Raw genomic sequence first — 21,200 nt, forward strand, 5'->3', positions numbered from 1 at the left:
CGACCATGAGACACCCTCACATCGCGGAAGAGTCAAGAGGACTGGGGCGGTTTGCCAGCAGGCGGTGAGTTTTGCGGCCTAGGCTGCGAGCATGTGGAACTTGAGGGTGGGGCAACGACGCCGCGCCGGTAGTTCTTCGGTGGCCGAGCGCCCGGTGCTCGGCTGGGTGTTGGCGGTGCTCGCCCTCGCTCTGATCGGGTCGTTCGGCTACATGATCCTTGAGGGTTGGAGCTTCTTCGACGCCCTCTACATGGCGGTGACCACCATGACCACGGTCGGCTTCCGCGAGGTGCATGAGCTGAGCTGGTCAGGCCGACTCTGGACGATGTTGATGGCGCTGTCCTCGATCGGAGTGATCTTCGGGACCGTCGGAGTAGTGGCCGAGAACGTGATGGCCGATGTGGCCAGCGGCAGGAGGAGGGCCAAGCGGATGGACCGCATGATCGGCAAGCTGAGTGGGCACTACGTGGTGTGCGGCTATGGACGAGTGGGCTCGATGGTCGCTCGGGAGCTGGTCGAGGATGGCAACCAGGTGGTGGTCATCGATGTCGGTGAGGATTCGCTGCGTCGAGCCGAAGCCGACGACTACCTGGTGGTGCATGGCGACGGCGCCTCCGAGGCGGTGCTCCGTCAGGCCGGGGTGGAGCGAGCCAAGGGTCTGGTCAGTGCCATCGACTCCGATGCTCACAATGTCTACGTGACCCTCTCGGCGCGGGCGCTGAACCCGGAGCTGTTCATCGTTGCGCGGGCCGGAGCCGAGAACGTGATCTCGAAGCTGCTGCAGGCCGGAGCCGATCGGGCGGTCTCGCCCTATGTGATGGCCGGGCGACGCATCGTGAACCTTGCCTTGCGTCCGGCCGTGGTCGAGTTCATCGACGCGGCCCTGACCAGGCAAAGCCTCGCCTTCGGGATGGAGGAAGTACTGGCCGCCCCCGACGGTCAGCTGGTCGGGAAGGCCATCGGCGAACTGCGTGGGGAGGGCGTGCTCACCATGGCGATTCTTCGCGAGGGCGGCTTGTATGAGGCCACGCCGCCGGATGGACGAGTGGTGGAGGCGGGCGAGCTGTTGATCGTCTCCGGGGTGAGCGAGGCCCTGGATCGGTTGGGTCAGATCGCTCCCGTGGGCCGGAGTTCGGCGAGCCGCACCGGCTGGTGAGCCACTTGACGTAATCGAACAGGCGTTCGATCATGGACGAGTGAAAGCCGCCTTCGCCGTCCCCAACTCCGCCAGCCCGGCGGAGCTGCTGGCGTCGCTGCGTGCGCAGGTGGCCAATGCCGAAGCCCGGGTCCGGCAGCAGCCTTTTGGGCTGGATCCGGTGCTGGCCGACTTGCTGGGGGAGACCGGCCTGAAACCGGGCGCGGCCTACTGCCTGGCCCCCTCCGGGGCGCTGCTGAACGTGCTGCTGGCCGGCGCCTCGGCCCAAGGCCACTGGTGTGGCGCGGTCGGGATCCCGACCCTGTCCGCGGAGGCGGCAGCGGCGGCCGGGGTGAACCTGGAACGGCTGGTGCTGGTGCCCGACCCGGGTGAGCAGTGGCTGGCCGCTACCGCGGCCCTGGCCGAAGTGATCCCGGTGCTGGCCCTGCGTCCGCCCGGACGAGTGCGCGAGGCCGACGCCGCCCGGCTGGCGGCCCGGCTGCGCGATCGCGGCGGAGTGTTGCTGGTGGCCGGCGACTGGCCTCGGGCCGAGGCTCGATTCCGGATCGGCTCCCGCAGCTGGCAGGGCTTGGGGCTCGGCCATGGGCATCTGCGCAGCCAGGAGGTGCAGGTCTCGGTGACCTCCAAGCGCTACCCGTCCGGGCGGAGCGCCCGGGTCCTGCTGCCGGCCTCCGATGGCACGTTGCGCGCTATTGAGGCGCCGAGTCCGTTGCGGGCGGTCGGCTGAGATGGCCGAACGATTCGGGGTGCTCTGGTTCCCCGGCTGGCCGGTGACCGCGTGGGCGCTGGCCGAAGCCGAGGACGATTCGGCGCCGGTGGCGGTGCTGGTGGCCAATCGGGTCAGCTCCTGCTCGACGGCTGCCCTGGCCGAGGGGGTGCTGCCTGGACAGCGCCGCCGGGAGGCGCAGTCCCGCTGTCCGCAGTTGCGGGTGATCGCGGCGGACGAGGCCAGGGACGCCCGCTGCTTCGAGCCGGTGGTGGCTGCCGTGGAGCGACTGGCTCCGGGGGTTCAGGTGATCCGTCCGGGGCTGTGTGCGCTGCGGTTGCGCGGGCTGGCCAGTTATCTGGGCAGCGAGCTGGAGGCCGCCGAGACCCTGCTGGAGGCGGTGGCCACCGAGGTGGGGATCATCAGCGGACGCTTCGGAATCGCCGACGGCCTGTTCGCCGCGATCCAGGCGGCCCGGGCCGGCGACCCGGTGCTGCGGGTGCTGCCCGGTGGCTCGCCGGCCTTCCTTGCCCCACTGCCGGTGGCCCGGCTGGGCCGGCCCGAACTGGCCGAACTGCTGCCTCGCTTGGGGGTTCGCACCCTCGGGGAGTTCGCTGCGTTGCCGGTGCCGGCGGTCCGGGAGCGGTTCGGCTCCGAAGGGCTGCGGCTGCACACCCTGGCCGGCGGCACCGATCCGCAGCACCTCCAGCCACGGCAGCCACCCCCAGAGCTGACCGCCACCCTCAGCTTCGAGCCGCCGCTGGAGGTGATCGAGCAGGTGGCCTTCTCGGCCAAGGCAACCACCGAGGAGTTCATCGGCAGGCTCACCGCGGCCGGATTGGCCCTCACCGAAGTCCGGATCGAGCTGGTCAGCGAGGCCGGCGAGGTGATCGTCCGCAACTGGCTGGCCGCAACGGTCTTCGATGCCGCGGCCGTGATCGACCGGATCCGCTGGCAGCTGCAGGCGGCCTCGGGTGGCCAGCTGTCCAGTCCGCTGGCCCGGCTGCGATTGGAGCCGCTCACCACCGATGAGGCCGCTCATCACGTCCCCGGGCTGTTCGGGCTGGGGCCGGACGAGCGGGTGCACCACGTGCTGTCCCGAGTGCAGTCGCTGGTGGGACCCGATCAGGTGGTCACCGTCCGGCTGAGCGGTGGGCGGTGGTTGGCCGAGCGGCAGCAGCTGGTCGCCTGGGGGGATCGTCCGGCCGCCGCGGCCCGGCGCGAGGAGCCCTGGCCGGGGATGGTTCCCGATCCGCTGCCCGGTTCGGTGTTCATCGAGCCGAAGCCCGTGCAGCTGCTGACCGCCTCCGGGCGTCCGGTTCGGGTGGACGATCGGGGCCGGGTCACCGACCCGCCGGTGACGCTGGGCCTGGGCCAGCGCACCGTGCCGGTGATCGGCTGGGCCGGGCCGTGGCCGGTCAGCGAACGGGCCTGGGATCCGCAGCGGGCCCGACGAGCCGACCGGTTCCAGGTGGTCGACGGGGAGGGCACCGGCTGGCTGCTGTTCACCGACGCCGAGGGCTGCTGGGCCGAGGCCAGGTACGACTGATGGGCTTCAACAATCCGCCGATGCCCTGGTCGCAGCTGGAACAAACGCTCAGCGGCACCGGCAAGCGTCCCCTCGAGGCGCCGTTCTCGCGCAAGCGTGGCCCCTATCAGCCGCCGGCGATCGAACGGCCCACGCAGGTGGTGCCCTATGCCGAACTGCACGCCCACTCGTCCTTCTCCTTCCTGGACGGGGCCAGTGGCCCGGCCGAACTGGCCGTGGAGGCCGAGCGGCTGGGCCTGCACGCGTTGGCGATCACCGACCACGACGGGCTGTACGGGATCGTCCGATTTGCCGAGGCGGCCGAGCCCACCTCGGTCAAGACGGTGTTCGGCGCCGAACTGTCCCTGGGCCTGACCGAGCCACAAGCCGGCCATCCCGACCCGGACGGCAGCCACCTGCTGGTGCTGGCCGCCGGTGAATCCGGCTATCACCGCTTGTCAGCGGCGATCACGACGGGACAGCTGGCCGGTGGCGAGAAGGGCCGTCCGACCTACCAGCTGGACGAGCTGGCCCAGGCGGCCCACGGCGAGTGGGTGGTGCTCACCGGCTGCCGGAAGGGGACGGTACGGCAGGCGCTGGCCGCCGGCGGCCTCGAGGCGGCCGGGGTGGAACTGGACACCTTGGTGCGGCTGTTCGGTCCCGAACGGGTCTTCGTCGAACTCACCGATCACGGGCATCCGCTGGACGCCGACCACAACGACGCCTTGGCCGCACTGGCTGCGCAACGTGGCCTGCCGGTGATCGCCACCGGCAACGTCCACTACGCCACCCCGGCCCAGCATCGGCTGGCCCAGGCGGTGGCTGCGATCCGGGCCAACCGCAGTCTGGATGCCCTGGACGGCTGGCTGCCGGCCTCCGGAACCGCCTTCCTGCGGTCCGGGGCGGAGATGGCCGAGCGCTTCGTCCGCTACCCCGGAGCGGTGGCCCGGACGGTCGGCCTGGCCGACGACCTGGCCTTCAGCCTGCGCCGGGCCAAGCCGGCCCTGCCGAAGCAGGAGGTGCCGGCCGGGCACACTCCGATGAGCTGGCTGCGGCACCTGGTCTGGCAGGCGGTGCCGCATCGCTATCCGGACCTGACTCCCGACCAGCGGGCCCGGATCGAGCGGGAACTGGCCGTGATCGAGGCCAAGGACTTTCCGGGCTACTTCCTGATCGTCCACGACATCGTGGCCGAGGCCCGCCGGCGCGGCATCCTGTGCCAGGGACGCGGGTCGGCGGCCAACTCGGCGGTCTGCTACCTGCTGAACATCACCGCGGTCGACTCGATCGGCTACGACCTGCCCTTCGAACGCTTCCTGTCCGCGCTGCGTGACGAGGAGCCCGATATCGACGTCGACTTCGACTCCGACCGGCGCGAGGAGATCATCCAGTGGGTCTTCGCCCGCTATGGACGCGAATGCGCCGCCCAGGTCTGCAATGTGATCCAGTACCGGCCGCGCAACGCCGTCCGCGAGATCGCCAAGGCGCTGGGCTACAGCCCCGGCCAGGCCGACGCCTTCGCCAAGCGGGTCGAGCGCTGGGGGCCGACCCCCACCGAGGCGGAGGAGGCGCTGCCTGAGCAGGTGGCCGAACTGGCCACCCAACTGCTGAAAGCGCCCCGGCACTTGGGCATTCACTCCGGCGGGATGGTGCTCACCGAGCGTCCCGTGGCTGAGGTGGTGCCGGTCGAGCACGCCCGGATGGAGGCCCGCACGGTGATCCAGTGGGACAAGGACGACGCCGCCTGGATGGGCCTGGTGAAGTTCGACCTGCTCGGCTTGGGCATCCTGGCCGCCTTGCAGTACTGCTTCGACCTGATCGTCGGTGCCACCGGGGAGCGGTGGGAACTGGCCACCATCCCCAAGGAGGAGCCCGGCGTCTACGACATGCTCTGCCGGGCCGACTCGATCGGGGTCTTCCAGGTCGAATCCCGCGCACAGATGGGGTTGTTGCCGAGGCTGCAGCCGCGGCGCTTCTACGACTTGGTGGTTCAGATCGCGCTGATCCGGCCCGGCCCGATCCAGGGCGGAGCGGTGCATCCATTCGTCCGGCGCAAGCTGGGTCGCGAGCCGATCAGCTACGCCCATCCGCTGCTGGAACCGGTACTGAAGCGGACGTTGGGCGTCCCGGTCTTCCAGGAGCAGCTGATGCAGATGGCCATGGCGGTCGGTGACTGCTCCGGAGAGGATGCCGACCTGCTGCGCCGGGCCATGGGGTCCAAGCGCGGCGTCGAGCGGATCGAGTCGCTGAAGGTCAAGCTGTATGCCGGAATGGCCCGCAACGGCCTGGTCGGCGAGGTGGCCGATCGGCTGTACGCGCAGATCCAGGCCTTCGCCAACTTCGGCTTCGCCGAGTCGCATTCGCTGAGCTTCGCGCTGCTGGTCTATGCCTCCAGCTGGCTGAAACTGCACTACCCCGGGGCCTTCCTGGCCGGGCTGCTCCGCGCCCAGCCGATGGGCTTCTACTCTCCGGCCACCCTGGTCTCCGATGCCCGTCGGCACCAAGTCAGCGTGTTGCCGCCCGACCTGGTTCACTCCGGGGTGCAGGCCGGGCTGGAGGCGATCGGCGAGTCGCGGAGCCCGTCCGGGATGGACAGCTGCCTGGAACGGACCCAGCCGAAGCCGGGGGAGTTCGACGTCACCGCCCCGGATCACACCGGCGAGCATCGCCGCGATGCCGGGTTCGCGGTCCGGCTCGGCCTGGCCGGCGTCCGGGGGATCGGGCCAGAGGTGGCCGGACGGATCGTCGCCGAGCGGGCCAACGGGGAGTACCGCTCGATGGAGGATCTGGTGCGCCGGACCGGGCTGAATGCCGAGCAGTTGGCCTCGCTGTCCACCGCGGGAGTCTTCGACTGCTTTGGGCTGAGCCGGCGTCAGGCCTTGTGGCGGGCCGGTAGCGCGGCCCTGGACCAGCCTGATTCGCTACCCGGGACGCTGCTGGCCAGCCAGCCACCGCTCTTCGATGAGCCCAGTCCGACCGAGGCCCTGGCCGAGGAGTTGTGGGCCACCGGAGTCAGCACCGGGGAGCATCCGATCGGGCAGTTGCGCGCCGAGCTGACCGCCCGCGGGGTGCTCAGCTCGGCCGACCTGAACTTCGCCGAGCCGGATCGCCGGATCGAGCTGGGCGGGCTGGTCACCCACCGGCAGCGTCCGGCCACCGCGTCCGGGGTCACCTTCTTGAGCCTCGAGGACGAGTTCGGCCTGGTGAATGTGGTCTGTTCGATGGGGGTCTGGCAGCGCTACCGCCGGGTGGCTCGCGGGTCGTCCGCGCTGATCGTCCGCGGCAAGCTGGAACGCTCGACCGAGGGCGTGGTGAACGTCCTGGCCGACCGGATCGAGGCTCTGCCGATCCTGGTGCCGCATCGCTCCCGAGACTTCCAGTAGGCGATGGGGGAGGTCTGCGATGGGCCGTTGCTCGTCCCCCGGAACCCACCACAGAGCCGCGGGGGTGGTCGGGATGAGACGATGGCCTCGCTATGAATCTCACCGAGCAGCTCCCCGCCGGCGAACATCTGGACGCGGACGCGCTCTACGAGAGTTTCGTCACCGCAGCCAGTGCCGACGGCATCAGCCTGTACCCGCACCAGGATGAAGCGATCATCGACATCCTCACCGGGGCGAATGCCATCATCACCACCCCGACCGGGTCGGGAAAGTCGCTGATCGCCGTGGCCGCACACTTCGCGTCCCTGGCTGCCGGTGGCCGGAGCTACTACACCGCGCCGATCAAAGCCCTGGTCAGCGAGAAGTTCTTCGCCCTGTGCGCCATCTTCGGCGCGCACAACGTCGGCATGGTGACCGGGGACGCCGCGGTGAACGCCGAGGCTCCGATCATCTGCTGCACGGCCGAGATCCTGGCCAACATCGCGCTGCGCGAGGGACGGGCCGCCCGTGTCGACCAGGTGATCATGGACGAGTTCCACTTCATCGCCGACCGCGACCGCGGCTGGGCCTGGCAGGTGCCGCTGGTGGAGCTGCCGCAGGCCCAGTTCGTGATCATGTCGGCCACCCTGGGTGACGTCACCGAGCTCGCCCGCAGCCTGGAGCAGCGGACGGGACGGCCGTCGTCGGTGATCGGGGGAGCCACTCGTCCGGTGCCGTTGATGTACTCCTGGGCGGTGACCCCGATCCACGAGACCATCCAGAACCTGATCGCCGCCCAGCAGGCCCCGGTCTACGTGGTGCATGCCACTCAGGGCGGGGCGGTGGACCAAGCCCAGGCGCTGCTGAGTTCGGGGATCGTCGATCGACGCCATCGCAAGGAGTTGGTGGAGGCCCTGCGCGGCTTCCGGTTCGCCGGAGGCTTCGGCAAGACCTTGTCCACCCTGTTGCACGCCGGGGTGGCCGTCCATCACGCGGGCATGCTGCCGCGCTACCGCCGCCTGGTCGAGACCCTGGCCCAACGCGGCCTGCTCACGGTGATCTGCGGCACCGACACCTTGGGCGTGGGCATCAATGTGCCGATTCGCACAGTGCTGTTCGCGGCCTTGTCGAAGTTCGACGGACGCCGCTCCCGGCTGTTGCGCAGCCGCGAGTTCCACCAGATCGCCGGACGAGCCGGACGTCCGGGCTTCGACAGCGTCGGCTACGTGGTGGCCCAGGCGCCGGATCATGAGGTGGAGAACACCCGGATCCTGGTCAAGTTCGCCGATGACGCCAAGAAGCTGAAGAGCGTGCGGCGCAAGAAGCCGCCGGAGGGCTTCGTGAACTACACCGAGGCCAGTTTCACCAAGCTGATCGAGTCGACCCCAGAACTGCTGCGGGCGCGGATGCGGGTGACCCACGCCATGCTGCTGAACCTGCTGCAACGCGAAGAGGACACCGCGGCGGCCTTCGTCCACCTGATCGACGCTGGAGAACCGGACCCGACCACCCGACGCCGGTTGATCGGCCGGGCCGCGGCCATGGGGCGCTCGTTGATCGCCGCCGGCGTGGTGGTGCGGCTGCCCGAGCCCACGGCCACCGGACGGCGTTACCAACTGGCCGTGGAGTTGCAGAACAACTTCGCCCTGAACCAGCCGCTGAGCGCGTTGGCGCTGGCCGCCATGGACGAGCTCGATGCCGAGGCCCCCGGCTACGCCCTCGATGTGGTGAGTGTGATCGAGTCGACGCTGGAGGATCCGATGGTGATCCTGCTGGCCCAACGGTTCAAAGCCCGCGGCGAGGCCGTGGCCGAGCTCAAGGCCGATGGCTACGACTTCGAGACCCGGACCGAGATTCTGGAAGAGGTGTCCTGGCCGCGGCCCTTGGCCGAGATGCTGGAGCAGGTGCACCTGCGGGAGTCGGCGGCCCATCCGTGGCTGTCCGAGACGCCGATCAGCCCGAAGTCGATCGTCCGCGATCAGTTCGAGCGGGCCATGACCTTTGGTGAGTATGTGGGCTTCTACAAGCTGCAACGCAGCGAGGGTCTGCTGCTGCGCTACTTGTCGGACGCCTACCGGGCGCTGCGTCAGACCGTGCCCGAGGCCGCCCGAACCGAAGAACTCGGCGACCTGATCGAGTGGCTGGGCGAGGTGACCAGGCTGACCGACAGTTCGCTGCTGGACGAGTGGGCGTCGTTGACCAGCCTGGCCGGCACGGCGTCCGAGCTGGGGGAGGCCCCGCCGCCGAACAAGACGGTCACCGGGAACGCGCGGGCCTTCCGGGTGCTGGTCCGCAATGCCATGTTCCGCCGGGTGGAGTTGGCCGCGGCCGACGACGTGGACGCACTTGCCGCGCTCGAACCGGGTGGGGCCATGACGCGGGGCGACTGGGACGAGGCATTGGGGCAGTACTGGGACGAGCACGACCGGATCGGCACCGACGCCGACGCCCGCGGCCCCCAATTCCTGGTGATCGAGGAGGAGTCGCGCACCTGGCAGGTGCGGCAGCTCATCGCCGACCCGGCCGGCAACCGGGATTGGTCGATCACGGCCCGGATCGACCTGGACGAGTGTGATGGGGCCGGGGAACTGGTCGTGCACACCCTGGACTTCGCTCGGCTGGACGGCTGAGCGGAGTCCGACGACTCAGGCAGCCACACGCCTCCTGCCGACCACGCGCCTCACGGTCCGACCGCCTCGGTCAGCGACTGGGCCAGGATCTCCAGTCCGAGTTCGAGCTCGTCGTCGCTGATGGTCAGCGGGGGAGCGATCCGGAAGGTGCCGCTCAAGCCGGGCACCCGGGCCAGGTTCATGTGCAGCCCGTGCTCCCAGCAGAGCTGGGTCACCCGATCACCGAGCGTCTCGGCCGGAGCCTTCGACTCCCTGTCGAGTACCAGCTCCAGGCCCTGCAGCAGGCCGCGGCCACGGACGTCCCCAATCACCGGGAGGTGGTCGCCCAATGCCCACAACCGCGCGGCCAGTCGCCGGCCGAGGTCGCGGCTGCGTGCGGCCAACTCCTCGGACTCCAGGACGTCCAGCACCGTGTTGCCGACCGCCGCCACCAGCGGATCGTTGGTGTGAGTTGTGAAGAAGAAGTAGCCACGCTCGAAGGCGGTCTGCTCGATCTCGGCGGAGGTGATCACCGCGGCCAGCGGGAGGCCGGCCCCGAGGGTCTTGGAGAGGGTGAGAATGTCCGGCACCACCCCTTCGTCCTGGAAGGCGTACCAGTCGCCGGTCCGGCACAGGCCGGTCTGAGCCTCATCGAGGATCAGCAGCATGCCGCGCTCGCGGCACTTCTCCTGCAGCGCCCGCAGGTAGCCCGGCGGTGGGACGAGCAGGCCGCCGGCACTGATGATGGGCTCGACGATGCAGGCGGCCAGGGCGCCGGTCGAGGCGGCGTCGATCTGGGCGAAGCCGAGATCGAGCTGGCGTCGCCAGTCCAGCTCACCGTCCGGCCCGATCAGCTCGGGGCGGTAGCTGTTCGGAGTCGGCAGGACCAGGTTGCCCGGCATGGTGGGGCCGTAGCCGCGGCGTCCGGCGGCATAGGTGGCCGACAACGAGCCCGAGGTGACCCCGTGATACGACCGCGAGAACGAGACCACCTCCCAGCCGCCGGTGACCAGCTTGGCCAGGCGCAATGCCGCCTCGTTGGCCTCCGAGCCGGTGCTCAGTAGCTGCACCTTCTGCAGCGGAGCGGGCAAGGACTCGGCCAGCCGCCGGGCCAGGTCCACCACCGGCGGGGAGATCATGTTCGAGTAGAGGTGGTCCAGGCTGCCGGCGGCCCTGGCCAGGCTCTCCACGATCCGGGGATGGCTGTGGCCCAGAATCGCGCTCATCTGGCCGGAGGTGAAGTCCAGCACCTTTCGTCCGGCCGCCGTGGTCACCCAGCTGCCGCTGGCCGACACGATCGGCTCGGTGATGAAGCTGCCGCCGCCGTAGCGGGTCAGATGCCTATTGGCCGTCGCCCAGAAGCTGCTCTCATCGATCACTGTCGTCCTCCGCGGTCGCCTCGTGGCCGAAATCTAGAGGCTCGGCCGGGGCGCGGCAGGGCAGTCCACACCGCTACCCACGAACGTAACGATGGCGCCCGCTGTCAGCGTCGCTGACTAGGGTGACCTCAGTGAACAGTCCTGCATCCCAGACCCGCGCGCCCCGCCTCACTCCGGTGAAACTCGGCCAGTTGATCGGTGTCGACGACGGTCGGTTCGCCGACGGCGACGACGACGTGGAGGCGGTCGAGTCGCACGGGTTCAGCCGGGAGTCGCTGAGCTGGCCGACCCGCCGGCGGCTGGACTCGTCCCGGGTCTCCGGGCTGCGGGTCGAGCAGTGGCGAGCCCACGGCCTGGCCATGGCCGAGACCGTGCTCGAGCGAGTCGAGCTGGTGTCCTTGCACGCGGCCGACTCGGGCTGGCGCCGGGTCGAGGTGTGCGACTCCCGGATCGGATCGGCCGAGTTGTCCGGATCGGTGTGGCGCTCGGTGCACTTCAGCGGCTGCAAGCTCGGCTATCTGAACTTGCGCGACGCCCAGGTCAGTGACCTGCAGTTCACCAACTGCCTGATCGAGGAACTGGACCTGATGCGGTCCAAAGTCACCAGGGTTGCCTTCTCGAACTGCCGGTTGGGTCGCCTCGAGCTGACTCGATCCACCCTGGCCGACGTGGACCTGCGCGGCGCACAGCTCAGCGATGTCGGGGATCTGGCCGGGCTCTCCGGGGCGACCGTCTCGCTGGAGCAGTTGCTCGACCTGGCTCCGCTGATGGCGGCGCGGCTCGGCGTGAAGGTCGAGTAGCCCGCGGCCTCACCGCCGTGGTGTTCCAGCGGAGGCGAGCTCAGCTCGGCGACTCGGACGCCTCCGCGGTCCTGGCGTAGCGTCCGGCCAGCGTCGAGCAGGCCATCAACTGGGCCTGGTGGAACAGCATCAGGGGCAGGACCATCAAGCCGATCGGCGAGCCGGCGAACAGAACCCCGGCCATCGGTAGGCCGGAGGCCAGTGACTTCTTGGTGCCACAGAACTGGATGGCGATGGCGTCCTCGCGGCTGAAGCCCAGCCGGCGGGCCGTCCACCAGGTCAGCCACAGCATGATCGCCAGGATCACCAGCGAGATCACCAGCAGCGCCACCAGGTCGACCCAGGTGGTCTGCCACCACATGCCCTCCCGCATGCCGGCCGAGAAGGCCGAGTAGACGACCAGGACGATCGAGCCGCGGTCGACCAGCTTCAGCTCGGGGTGGGCCTTCACGAAGCCGGCCGTCCAGCGCCGGGAGAGCTGGCCCAGGATGAACGGCACCAGCAGCTGCAAGACGATGTCGACGATGGTGCTGGTGGTGAAGCTGACCCCGCTGGTCCGGGTCATCAGCAACCAGACCAGGGCCGGGGTGATGAACACCCCCAGGATGTTCGACGCCGACGCCGAGACCACTGCACCGGCCACATTGCCCTTGGCGATCGAGGTGAACGCAATCGAGGACTGCACCGTCGAGGGAACCAGGGTGAGGTAGAGCAGTCCGGCCTGCAGGCTCGGGTTCAGCCAGCCGTTGGTGACCGCCACGATGCCCAGGCCCAGTAGCGGGAAGAGCACATAGGTGAAGCTCAGGATGGTCGCGTGCAGCCGCCAGTGCTTGAGCCCTTCCAGGCTCTCCTGCGGGCTGAGCCGGGCCCCGTAGAGGAAGAACAGGATCGCGATGGCCGCGGTGGTCAGCCATTCCAGGATCTGTTCGCCGAGCCCCGAGGCCGGGAAGATCGACGCGGTGATCGCGGCGGCGATGATCGCCAACAGGAAGCGGTCGATCGGGATGCGGGGGAGTTTCACCCCGGCATCCTAGAATCTCCAGGTGATCGTCGATGTCGCGGAGCCCGGGGACGAACGACTGGCCGACTATGTGAGACTGCGCGAATCGTCGTTGCGGCACAGCCTCGAAGCCGAGCAGGGCCTGTTCATCGCCGAAGGCAGCAAGGTGATCCGGCGAGCCATCGAAGCCGGCTACCGGCCGCGGTCCTTTTTGCTGGCGCCACGGTGGCTGGACGACTTGCGTGACCTGCTCGAGGCCGTCCCCGAGGTGCCGGTCTATCTGGTCAGCGAGGAGGTGGCCGAGCAGGTCACCGGCTTCCACGTGCACCGCGGTGCGTTGGCGTCCCTGCATCGAGAGCAGCGACACACGGTCGCCGGGCTACTGAGCAGCGCACGTCGGCTGGTGGTGGCCGAGGAGATCGCCGACCACGCCAATATCGGGGCGATCGCCCGCAATGCGGCCGGGCTCGGCTGGGACGGCTTCCTGCTGGGGCCGCGTTGTGCGGATCCGCTGTATCGGCGCTCGGTGAAGGTCTCGATGGGCACCGTCCTGGCGCTGCCCTGGGCGCGGCTGGACGACTGGGCGCAGGCCGTCCCGCTGCTACAGCAGGCGGGCTTCCTGGTGGCGGCGCTCGCGCTGTCGGACGACGCGGTCTCGCTGGCTGAGTTCGCTCCCCGGGCTGCGCAGGCCACCCGGCTTGCGGTGCTGCTCGGCAGCGAGGGGCATGGGCTGAGCCCGCGCTGGATCAGCCAGGCCGATCAGGTGGTGCGGATTCCGATGCGGGCCGGGGTCGACTCCCTCAACGTGGCTGCGGCAAGCGCAATCGCCTGCTACGAGCTCGGCCTTCCGCAGTCCTGACGACGCTGCCGCGACTCAGCCGTCGGCGGAGCTGCGCTTGGGAGTCAGCGGCCAGTCCTCGGGGTACAGGTGGGCCAGTTCTTCGTGCTGGGCGTACAGCTTGCGGCGCATCCGGTTCGACAGCCGATCGCCGAAGACCGTCCCGTTGAGGTGGTCGGTCTCGTGCTGCAGGCAGCGAGCCAGCAGGCCGGTGCCGTGCACAGTCACCGGCTCGCCGAACGGGTCGACCCCGGTGACGGTGGCGTGATCGGGACGGGCCAGCGGCTGGTAGCCGCCGGGCAGCGAGAGGCAGCCCTCTTCCGTGGACTCCAGATTGCGGTCATCGCCCTCGGGGAGGGTGAGCACCGGGTTGCAGATGGCACCGACCTGGTTGATCTCGTTCTCGTCGGGACAGTCGTAGACGAACAGGGCCAGATCCACGCCGACCTGGGTGGCGGCCAGCCCGACTCCGCGGGCGGCGTCCATGGTGGCGAACATGTCCCGAACCAGTTCCTGCAGTTCCGGACCGAACTCGGTGATCTGGCGGGTGACCGCGTGCATCACCGGTTCGCCCCAGCGCGTCACTCGCAGCAGCTTGCCCCCGGTGGTCAGTTCCTCGATGCCCATACGCTCCTCTTCACTTCCGCCGAGTCATCATAGGACGCCCAGCGCGCCCGCTTGCACTCAGCAGCGGACCGGGTGACGCTGGCCGGGTGAAGTCAGTCGAGCCGGTGGAACTCGATCCGGCGGTCGAGGCGCTGCTGGACGACTTCGCCCAGCACCTGACCAAGGAGCGGGGTTGCTCCGCGCACACCGTCCGGGCCTACACCGGCGATCTCACCCAGCTGTTCGGCCACCTGGCGCGGACCGACGGGCCGCCACCGGGCCAGGCGACATTGCGCGACCTGCGCACCTGGTTGGCCAACCAACATGCCACCGGAGCCGACCGCTCGACCCTGCAACGACGAGCGGCTGCGGTGCGGACCTTCTTCGCCTGGGCCGAGCACACCGGGCGAATCACCACAGATCCGGCCCGCGGCCTGCGCTCGCCCAAGGTCGACCGGCGGCTCCCGCCGACTCTGGAGATCGATCACGCCCGGCGGGTGCTCGACGACCTGGCCGCTGCGGCTGCGGCGGCCGAGGATCCGGCCGAGCGGGCCGCGGCACTGCGGGACTCGGCGATCCTGGAGGTGCTCTACTCCACGGGGATCCGGGTCTCCGAGCTGTGTGGGCTGGATCTGTCCGACCAGGACACCGAACGAGAACTGCTTCGCGTGCTGGGCAAGGGCGGCAAACAGCGGGTGGTGCCGCTGGGTGGTCCGGCCCGGCGCAGCCTGGACGCGTGGCTGGGCGTCCGCGAGCTGCTGGCGGCACCGGGGGCCGGCTCGGCGATCTTCGTGGGCGATCGTGGCGGACGGATCGATCCGCGGGTGGTCCGCCGGATCGTCCACCGTGCGCTGGCTCGCATCCCCGAGGCTCCCGACCTCGGTCCGCACGGCTTGCGTCACGCCATGGCCACCCATCTGCTCGAGGGTGGCGCGGATCTGCGCTCGGTGCAGGAGTTGCTCGGCCACTCGTCGCTGGCCACCACTCAGCTGTACACCCACGTCACCACGGAGAGGCTCCGTAAGGCCTACCAGCAGGCCCACCCGCGGGCGTGAGTTCGGCCCAGGTCGGCTCCGGCCCGGACACCTCGTCGAAGGTGGAGCTCGGGAGCAGCCGTATCGGCCCCGGATCCAGGAGCCACAGTGGGTTGAGGTACTGCTCGCCGCGGCGCAGCCCCCAGTGCAGGCAGTCACCGCCGGTGCACGGATGTCCGGCTTGCAGCGTCCCGATCACCTCACCGGTGCCGACCATGGTGCCCACCGAGACCCGTGCGGTGACCGGCTCGTAGGTGGTGCGCAGAGCCCCGTGCGAGACGACCACCACCCCGCGGCCGGCCAGCTCGGCCGCGAAAGTGACCCGTCCGGCCAGGGCGGCCCGCACCGGCGTCCCCGCAGGGTTTCGCAGGTCGACGCCGCGGTGACCGGACAGCCAGGGACGATCCGGCGGATCGAACCCGCGCGCCACCGGACCCGGTACCGGCAACACCGCACTGGCGGCGGCCGCCGGTGCGGCGCCGGAGACCAGGAGGCCCAGGCACACCCCGAGCAGGACGGTCAGTCGAAGGATCTTCATGCCCGTACTGTGGGGTGCGCTGCGGCGTCCGATTCAGTGACTCCCGCGCCTGTGGATCGACACCGACCGGTGTCCACAGCGCCGATTGGTGAAGCGGCGCATCGCCCGCGTAGACTTTGCTCAGCAATCTGGCAGATCCAGGTTGACTTCGCACGCAGTCTTTCCGCCTCCGGGCGGGTCGGCACCCACGGTCCCTTCGGGGAGGGCGCGCCGGCGACTGGGTCAGGCGGGCCGAATCGCTCGGTCCGAACAACCTAATGCGGGCCGGGCCATGCCCAGCCCCGCGCAGAAAGGAACGGCCATGGCCGTCGTTACTACGCGCCAGCTGCTGGACAGCGGCGTTCACTTCGGGCATCAGACCCGCCGTTGGAACCCGAAGATGAAGAAGTTCATCTTCACCGAGCGCAACGGCATCTACATCATTGACCTGCAGCAGTCGCTGACCTACATCGACACTGCGTACGCCTTCGTCAAGGAGACCGTCGCCAAGGGCGGCCAGGTGCTGTTCATCGGCACCAAGAAGCAGGCCCAGGAGACCGTCGCCGAGCAGGCCACCCGCGTGGGCATGCCCTACGTGAACCAGCGCTGGCTGGGCGGCATGCTGACCAACTTCGGCACCATCAGCAAGCGGATCGCGAAGATGAAGGAGCTCGAAGGGCTCAACTTCGACGATGTGGCGTCCTCTGGCCTGACCAAGAAGGAACTGCTGCAGCAGAAGCGCAAGAAGGAGAAGCTGGCCAAGACCCTGGGCGGCATCCGCGAGATGCACCGCGTGCCCCAGGCGATCTGGGTGGTGGACACCAACAAGGAGCACCTGGCCATCGACGAGGCGCGCAAGCTGCACATCCCGATCGTCGGCATCCTGGACACCAACTGCGATCCCGATCACGTCGACTTCCCGATCCCGGGCAACGACGACGCCATCCGTTCGGTCGCGCTGCTCACCCGGGTGATCGCCGACGCGGTTGCCGAGGGTCTGCTGGCCCGTTCGGCTGCGGCGAGCACCGGCGAAGAGGTCGAGCCCATGCCTGATTGGGAGCGCGACCTGCTGGCCGGCGCCGAGGCGAAGACGGACGAGGCTCCGGCCGAGGCCGTTGTCGAGCCGGCCGTTGTCGAGGCTGAGGTTGTCGCCGAAGCTGCTCCTGAGGCCGAGGCTGCTCCGGTGGCTGAGGTTGCCCCCGAGGCCGAGGTTGTCGCTGAGGCTGAGGTTGCCCCCGAGGCTGAGGTCGCCGAGGCCGCTGCCGAGGAGCCGGCCGCCGAGGCTGCCCCCAAGGCCAAGAAGACCAAGTAAGGAACGAGAGACTGATGAGTGCGATCACTGCCGCGGATGTGAAGAAGCTCCGCGACGCGACCGGTGCCGGAATGATGGACGCCAAGAAGGCGCTCACCGAGGCTGACGGCGACTTCGATGCCGCCGTCGAGATCCTGCGGGTGACCGGCCAGGCCAAGATGGCCAAGCGGTCCGACCGCGAGGCCAGCAACGGCCTGGTGGCTTCGGCCGGCAAGTCCGTCATCCAGCTGGGTGCCGAGACCGACTTCGTGGCCAAGAACGCCGAGTTCATGACCCTGGCCGACGACATCGCCAAGGCCGTGGACGCCGCCGGCGCCCATGGCGTTGAGGCGGCCAGCGCGGTCGTCCTGCCCTCGGGCAAGACCGCTGCCGAGGCCATCGGCGAGCTCAGCGCCAAGATCGGCGAGAAGCTGGAACTGGCTGCGGCCGCCAGCTACGACGGCGAGGTCAGCGTCTACCTGCACAAGCGGTCTGCGGACCTGCCCCCGCAGGTGGGCGTCATGGTCGAGTACGTCGGTGGCGACGAGTCTTTCGTGCGTGGCATCGCCATGCAGATCGCCGCGATGTCCCCGTCTTACGTGACCCGCGAGGACGTCCCCGAGGACGTGCTGGCCAACGAGCGCCGGATCGCCGAACTCACCGCTCGCGAAGAGGGCAAGCCCGAGCAGATCATCCCGCGGATCGTGGAGGGTCGCCTGGGCGGCTTCTTCAAGGAGGTCTGTCTGGTCGAGCAGGCGTCGGTCTCCGACGACAAGCTGACCGTGGGCCAGCTGCTCAAGAACAACGGGGTCGAGGTCAAGCGGTTCATCCGCTTCTCCGCCGGCGCCTGAGCCATTCCTCACCTGCGGCCGTCCAGCCACGCTGGGCGGCCGCAGGTGCGTCTAGACACCCCATTTCGGTTAGGGTGTGAGAAGCCGCCGGCCAGTGCCGCCCCTGCAGTGAAGGAGACCCCATGGTCAGTCCGTATCGCCGAGTTCTGCTGAAGCTTTCCGGGGAGGCCTTCGGAGGGGGCAAGCTCGGAGTTGATCCGGACGTGATCGGCGGCATCGCCGCTCAGATCGCCGGTGTGGTGGCCTCCGGAGTGCAGGTGGCGATCGTTACCGGTGGCGGCAACTTCTTCCGCGGTGCCGAGCTCCAGACCCGGGGCATGGATCGGGCCCGCGCCGACTACATGGGCATGCTGGGTACCGTGATGAACGCCCTTGCCCTGCAGGACTTCCTGGAGAAGGCCGGCCAGCCGAGCCGGGTCCAGACGGCGATCGCCATGGGCCAGGTCGCTGAGCCGTACATCCCGCTGCGGGCGATCCGGCACCTCGAGAAGGGCCGGGCCGTGGTCTTCGGCGCAGGCTCGGGAATGCCGTTCTTCTCCACCGACACGGTCTCGGCGCAGCGGGCGCTGGAAATCCACGCCGACGTCCTGCTGATGGCCAAGCAGGGCACCGACGGCGTCTACGACGCAGACCCCCGCACCAACCCCGATGCTCGTCGCTTCGACGAACTCACCTATGACGATTTCCTGGCTCGCGACCTCAAGGTCGCCGACGCAACCGCTGTCAGCCTGGCCCGGGAACACCAACTTCCGATGGTGTTCTTCGACCTCGGTGTCGATGGCAACATCGCCCGCGTCGTCGCGGGTGAGAAGATCGGAACCATCCTGCACGCCGCGCGCGTGTGACCCAGAAGGGAACCCAACAGTGATCCCTGAGATCCTTGCCGACGCCGAGCACAAGATGACCACGGCCGTGGAGCACGCCCGCGAGGAGTTCGCCGCGATCCGCACCGGTCGCGCGCACCCAGCCATGTTCAGCAAGCTGCTGGTCGACTACTACGGCTCGCCGACCCCGCTGCAGCAGCTGGCCACCTTCCAGGTGCCCGAGGCTCGCACCGTCCTGATCACCCCGTTCGACCGGGGCGCGATGAACAACATCGAGAAGACGATCCGCGACTCCGACCTGGGCGTGAACCCGGCCAATGACGGCAACGTGATCCGCCTGGTGCTGCCGCAGCTCACCGAGGAACGCCGCAAGGAGTACATCAAGCTGGCCCGGCACAAGGCTGAGGAGGGTCGAGTGGCGGTGCGCAATGTCCGTCGCCACGCGATCGACTCGGTCAACAAGCTGGTCAAGGACAAGGAAGCCAGCGAGGACGAGGCCCGTGGGGCCGAGAAGCAGCTGGACGCGGCCACCAAGAAGCACATCGATATCGTCGACGAGCTGCTGAAGGCCAAGGAAGCCGAACTGCTGGAGGTCTGAGTGACCACCACCGTCCAGGGCCCGGAGGCCTCGCCGAAGCGAGGCCCGGGGCGAGATCTCCCGGCCGCGATTGCTGTCGGGCTCTCGCTGTTCGCCCTGGTGGTGGTGACCCTGATCTGGTTCCACCCCGGCTTCGTGGCCCTGCTCGTCCTGCTGACCAGCCTTGGCGCCATCGAACTGCACCAGGCGTTGCGACGAGTGGGGATGACCTCGGCCATCATTCCGGTGGTGATCGGGAACATCCTGATCATCGGCGGCACCTACGCCGCTGCCGAGTTCCAGAAGCAGACCAATGTGCCCTGGCATGTGGTGCTGCTCGGGACGATCGGCGGCACCGTCTTGATGGCGCTGATCGGACGGATGTTCGGCGGCGCCGAGGGCTACGTCCGCGATAGTGCAGCCAGCCTGTTCATCATCGGCTACGTCCCGCTGCTGGCGTCCTTCATCGGCCTGATTCTGGCTCAGGAGCACGGGGTGGCCAAGGTGGTCGCGGTCTTCCTGTGTGTGGTCGGCAGCGACACCGGCGGCTATGTGGTCGGCGCCACCCTCGGCAAGCACCAGATGGTGCCGACGATCAGTCCCAAGAAGACCTGGGAAGGCTTGGCCGGCTCCTTCGCGCTGGCCATTCTGGTCGGCAGCCTGGCCACGGCCATCTTCATGGGCCGGCCCTGGTGGCAGGGTGCCATCCTCGCTGTGATCGTGGTGATCTTCGGCACGGCGGGGGATCTGATCGAGTCGCTGATCAAGCGGGACGTCGGGATCAAGGACATGAGCTCCTTCCTGCCCGGTCATGGCGGGGTGATGGATCGGCTGGATTCCATGCTGCTGGCCGGTCCTGCAGCCTGGGTCTTGTTCACCATGGTTGGGTTGTTCGGGTGAGCGGACTAACCCCGGCCGAAGAGGCTGAGTTTCAGAAGACCCTGGCCCAAGCGGCCGCCGGACGTCAGGTGCCGCTGGAGTTGGGCGCGCCAAGGCGCGGCAAGCCGGCCAAGCACTGGGCCGATCTGGACGCCGAGGAGCGGGTGGCTGCGGTCACCGCCATCGGCCTGCCGGCTTTCCGGGCCGGTCAGATCGACCGGCATCTGTTCGAACATCTCTCGGTGGACCCGTCCGGGTGGACCGATCTGCCTACGGCCGTCCGCGAGCAGCTGACTGCGGCCTGGTTACCGCCGCTGATCACCAAGGTCCGCGACCAGCAGGCCGATGCCGGTACCACGATCAAGTCGCTGTGGCGGCTCTACGACAACTCCCTGGTGGAGAGCGTGTTGATGCGCTACGGCGTCCCCGGTATCCGGGCCAGCGGACGCGGCCGCGAGCGCGCCACTGTCTGCATCTCCTCCCAGGCCGGCTGCGGGATGGCCTGCCCGTTCTGCGCCACCGGCCAGGGCGGCCTGCGCCGCAATCTGAGCAGCGGCGAGATCATCGCTCAGGTGATCGACGCCGCCCGCCGGCTCAAGGACGGCGAACTGCCCGGTGGCCCGGGTCGGGTCAGCAATGTGGTCTTCATGGGGATGGGCGAGCCGCTGGCCAACTACAACGCTGTGCTGCACGCCGTGCGCACCCTGGTGGCGCCGAGCCCGCACGGCCTGGGCATCTCGGCCCGCGGGGTGACCATCTCGACCGTGGGCTTGGTGCCGGCCATCCGCAAGCTGTGCGCCGAGGGCTTGCCGGTGACCCTGGCGGTCAGCCTGCACGCCCCGGACGACGAACTGCGCGACGAGCTGTGCCCGATCAACACCCGGTGGCCGGTGGCCGAGGTGATCGGTGCGGCCAAGCAGTACTTCCTGACCACCGGACGCCGGGTCTCGATCGAGTACGCGCTGATCCGCGACGTGAACGATCAGGCCGATCGGGCCGAGCATCTGGCCGATGTGCTGCGCGGCCCGAACGGCTACGGCTGGGTGCACGTGAACCCGATTCCGTTGAACCCGACCCCGGGTTCGAAGTGGACGGCCTCGCGGCCGGAGGATGCCAACGAGTTCGTGCGGCGGCTGGAGGCCCGCGGAGTGCCGGTCACCGTCCGCGACACCCGGGGCCGCGAGATCGACGGTGCCTGCGGTCAGCTGGCTGCGATCGAGGTCGCCGGCTAGATCCGGATGCG

The 21,200-nt window shown here is 69.1% G+C and carries 18 protein-coding genes; 14 read left to right on the plus strand and 4 right to left on the minus strand.

What is annotated here, in order from left to right; translation table 11 throughout:
- Positions 1-91: 91 nt before the first annotated feature.
- From ATK74_RS04505 to ATK74_RS04525, 5 genes are all read left to right on the plus strand, one after another.
- Positions 92-1,156, plus strand: coding sequence for a potassium channel family protein (locus ATK74_RS04505; RefSeq protein ID WP_098459925.1), 1,065 nt, complete (start codon positions 92-94; stop codon positions 1,154-1,156).
- Between the two features lie 40 nt (positions 1,157-1,196).
- Positions 1,197-1,883: a hypothetical protein gene (locus ATK74_RS04510; protein WP_211283281.1), complete on the plus strand. Its 687-nt coding sequence runs from the start codon at positions 1,197-1,199 to the stop codon at positions 1,881-1,883.
- 1 nt (position 1,884) lies between these two features.
- Positions 1,885-3,411 carry a DNA polymerase Y family protein gene (locus tag ATK74_RS04515; RefSeq protein ID WP_098459926.1) on the plus strand — a complete coding sequence of 509 codons (1,527 nt, stop codon included), beginning with the start codon at positions 1,885-1,887 and terminating at the stop codon, positions 3,409-3,411.
- Positions 3,411-6,773 (plus strand): error-prone DNA polymerase, encoded by a 3,363-nt coding sequence (locus ATK74_RS04520; RefSeq protein WP_098459927.1) that lies wholly within the window; start codon positions 3,411-3,413, stop codon positions 6,771-6,773. Before ATK74_RS04515 ends, ATK74_RS04520 begins: the two co-directional genes overlap by 1 nt.
- A gap of 92 nt (positions 6,774-6,865) precedes the next feature.
- Positions 6,866-9,382: a DEAD/DEAH box helicase gene (locus ATK74_RS04525; RefSeq protein WP_098459928.1), complete on the plus strand. Its 2,517-nt coding sequence runs from the start codon at positions 6,866-6,868 to the stop codon at positions 9,380-9,382.
- 50 nt (positions 9,383-9,432) lie between these two features.
- Here ATK74_RS04525 and ATK74_RS04530 read toward each other — a convergent pair whose 3' ends face one another.
- A complete protein-coding gene (locus ATK74_RS04530) occupies positions 9,433-10,740 on the minus strand; it encodes an aspartate aminotransferase family protein (RefSeq protein ID WP_098459929.1) in 1,308 nt (435 codons plus the stop codon).
- A 131-nt stretch (positions 10,741-10,871) separates the two neighbouring features.
- On the opposite strand from ATK74_RS04530, the gene ATK74_RS04535 reads away from it, so the two are divergent.
- A complete protein-coding gene (locus ATK74_RS04535) occupies positions 10,872-11,540 on the plus strand; it encodes a pentapeptide repeat-containing protein (RefSeq protein ID WP_143483564.1) in 669 nt (222 codons plus the stop codon).
- A 40-nt stretch (positions 11,541-11,580) separates the two neighbouring features.
- On the opposite strand, the gene ATK74_RS04540 is transcribed toward ATK74_RS04535, so the two are convergent.
- A complete protein-coding gene (locus tag ATK74_RS04540) occupies positions 11,581-12,561 on the minus strand; it encodes a bile acid:sodium symporter family protein (RefSeq protein ID WP_098459931.1) in 981 nt (326 codons plus the stop codon).
- Between the two features lie 22 nt (positions 12,562-12,583).
- On the opposite strand from ATK74_RS04540, the gene ATK74_RS04545 reads away from it, so the two are divergent.
- Positions 12,584-13,399, plus strand: a complete 816-nt coding sequence (locus ATK74_RS04545; protein WP_098459932.1) for a TrmH family RNA methyltransferase — start codon at positions 12,584-12,586, stop codon at positions 13,397-13,399.
- Positions 13,400-13,414: 15 nt separating this feature from the next.
- Here the strand turns inward: ATK74_RS04545 and def are convergent, their stop codons facing one another.
- Positions 13,415-14,005 carry a peptide deformylase gene (gene def / locus ATK74_RS04550; RefSeq protein ID WP_098459933.1) on the minus strand — a complete coding sequence of 197 codons (591 nt, stop codon included), beginning with the start codon at positions 14,003-14,005 and terminating at the stop codon, positions 13,415-13,417.
- Positions 14,006-14,091: 86 nt separating this feature from the next.
- Here def and ATK74_RS04555 point away from each other — a divergent pair, with 86 nt between their 5' ends.
- Positions 14,092-15,039: a tyrosine recombinase XerC gene (locus tag ATK74_RS04555; RefSeq protein ID WP_143483565.1), complete on the plus strand. Its 948-nt coding sequence runs from the start codon at positions 14,092-14,094 to the stop codon at positions 15,037-15,039.
- Here the strand turns inward: ATK74_RS04555 and ATK74_RS04560 are convergent.
- Complete coding sequence (locus tag ATK74_RS04560) at positions 14,987-15,556, minus strand: M23 family metallopeptidase (protein ID WP_098459934.1); 570 nt, start codon at positions 15,554-15,556, stop codon at positions 14,987-14,989. The genes ATK74_RS04555 and ATK74_RS04560 overlap by 53 nt on opposite strands.
- A gap of 301 nt (positions 15,557-15,857) precedes the next feature.
- Between ATK74_RS04560 and rpsB the strand changes: the two genes are divergently transcribed.
- The 6 genes from rpsB to rlmN all read left to right on the plus strand — a co-directional run bounded on the left by rpsB (position 15,858) and on the right by rlmN (position 21,189).
- Entirely contained in the window at positions 15,858-16,847 is a 990-nt protein-coding gene (gene rpsB, locus ATK74_RS04565) for a 30S ribosomal protein S2 (protein ID WP_098459935.1), read from the plus strand.
- A 14-nt stretch (positions 16,848-16,861) separates the two neighbouring features.
- Positions 16,862-17,677 (plus strand): translation elongation factor Ts, encoded by an 816-nt coding sequence (gene tsf, locus ATK74_RS04570; RefSeq protein WP_098459936.1) that lies wholly within the window; start codon positions 16,862-16,864, stop codon positions 17,675-17,677.
- 122 nt (positions 17,678-17,799) lie between these two features.
- Positions 17,800-18,522, plus strand: coding sequence for a UMP kinase (gene pyrH / locus ATK74_RS04575; RefSeq protein WP_098459937.1), 723 nt, complete (start codon positions 17,800-17,802; stop codon positions 18,520-18,522).
- A 55-nt stretch (positions 18,523-18,577) separates the two neighbouring features.
- Entirely contained in the window at positions 18,578-19,099 is a 522-nt protein-coding gene (frr, locus tag ATK74_RS04580) for a ribosome recycling factor (protein ID WP_425440110.1), read from the plus strand.
- Entirely contained in the window at positions 19,100-19,978 is an 879-nt protein-coding gene (locus ATK74_RS04585) for a phosphatidate cytidylyltransferase (RefSeq protein ID WP_098459938.1), read from the plus strand.
- Positions 19,975-21,189 (plus strand): dual-specificity RNA methyltransferase RlmN, encoded by a 1,215-nt coding sequence (gene rlmN, locus ATK74_RS04590; protein ID WP_098459939.1) that lies wholly within the window; start codon positions 19,975-19,977, stop codon positions 21,187-21,189. Before ATK74_RS04585 ends, rlmN begins: the two co-directional genes overlap by 4 nt.
- Positions 21,190-21,200 lie beyond the last annotated feature (11 nt).

It is taken from the genome of Propionicimonas paludicola (assembly GCF_002563675.1).
Lineage (GTDB): Bacteria > Actinomycetota > Actinomycetes > Propionibacteriales > Propionibacteriaceae > Propionicimonas > Propionicimonas paludicola.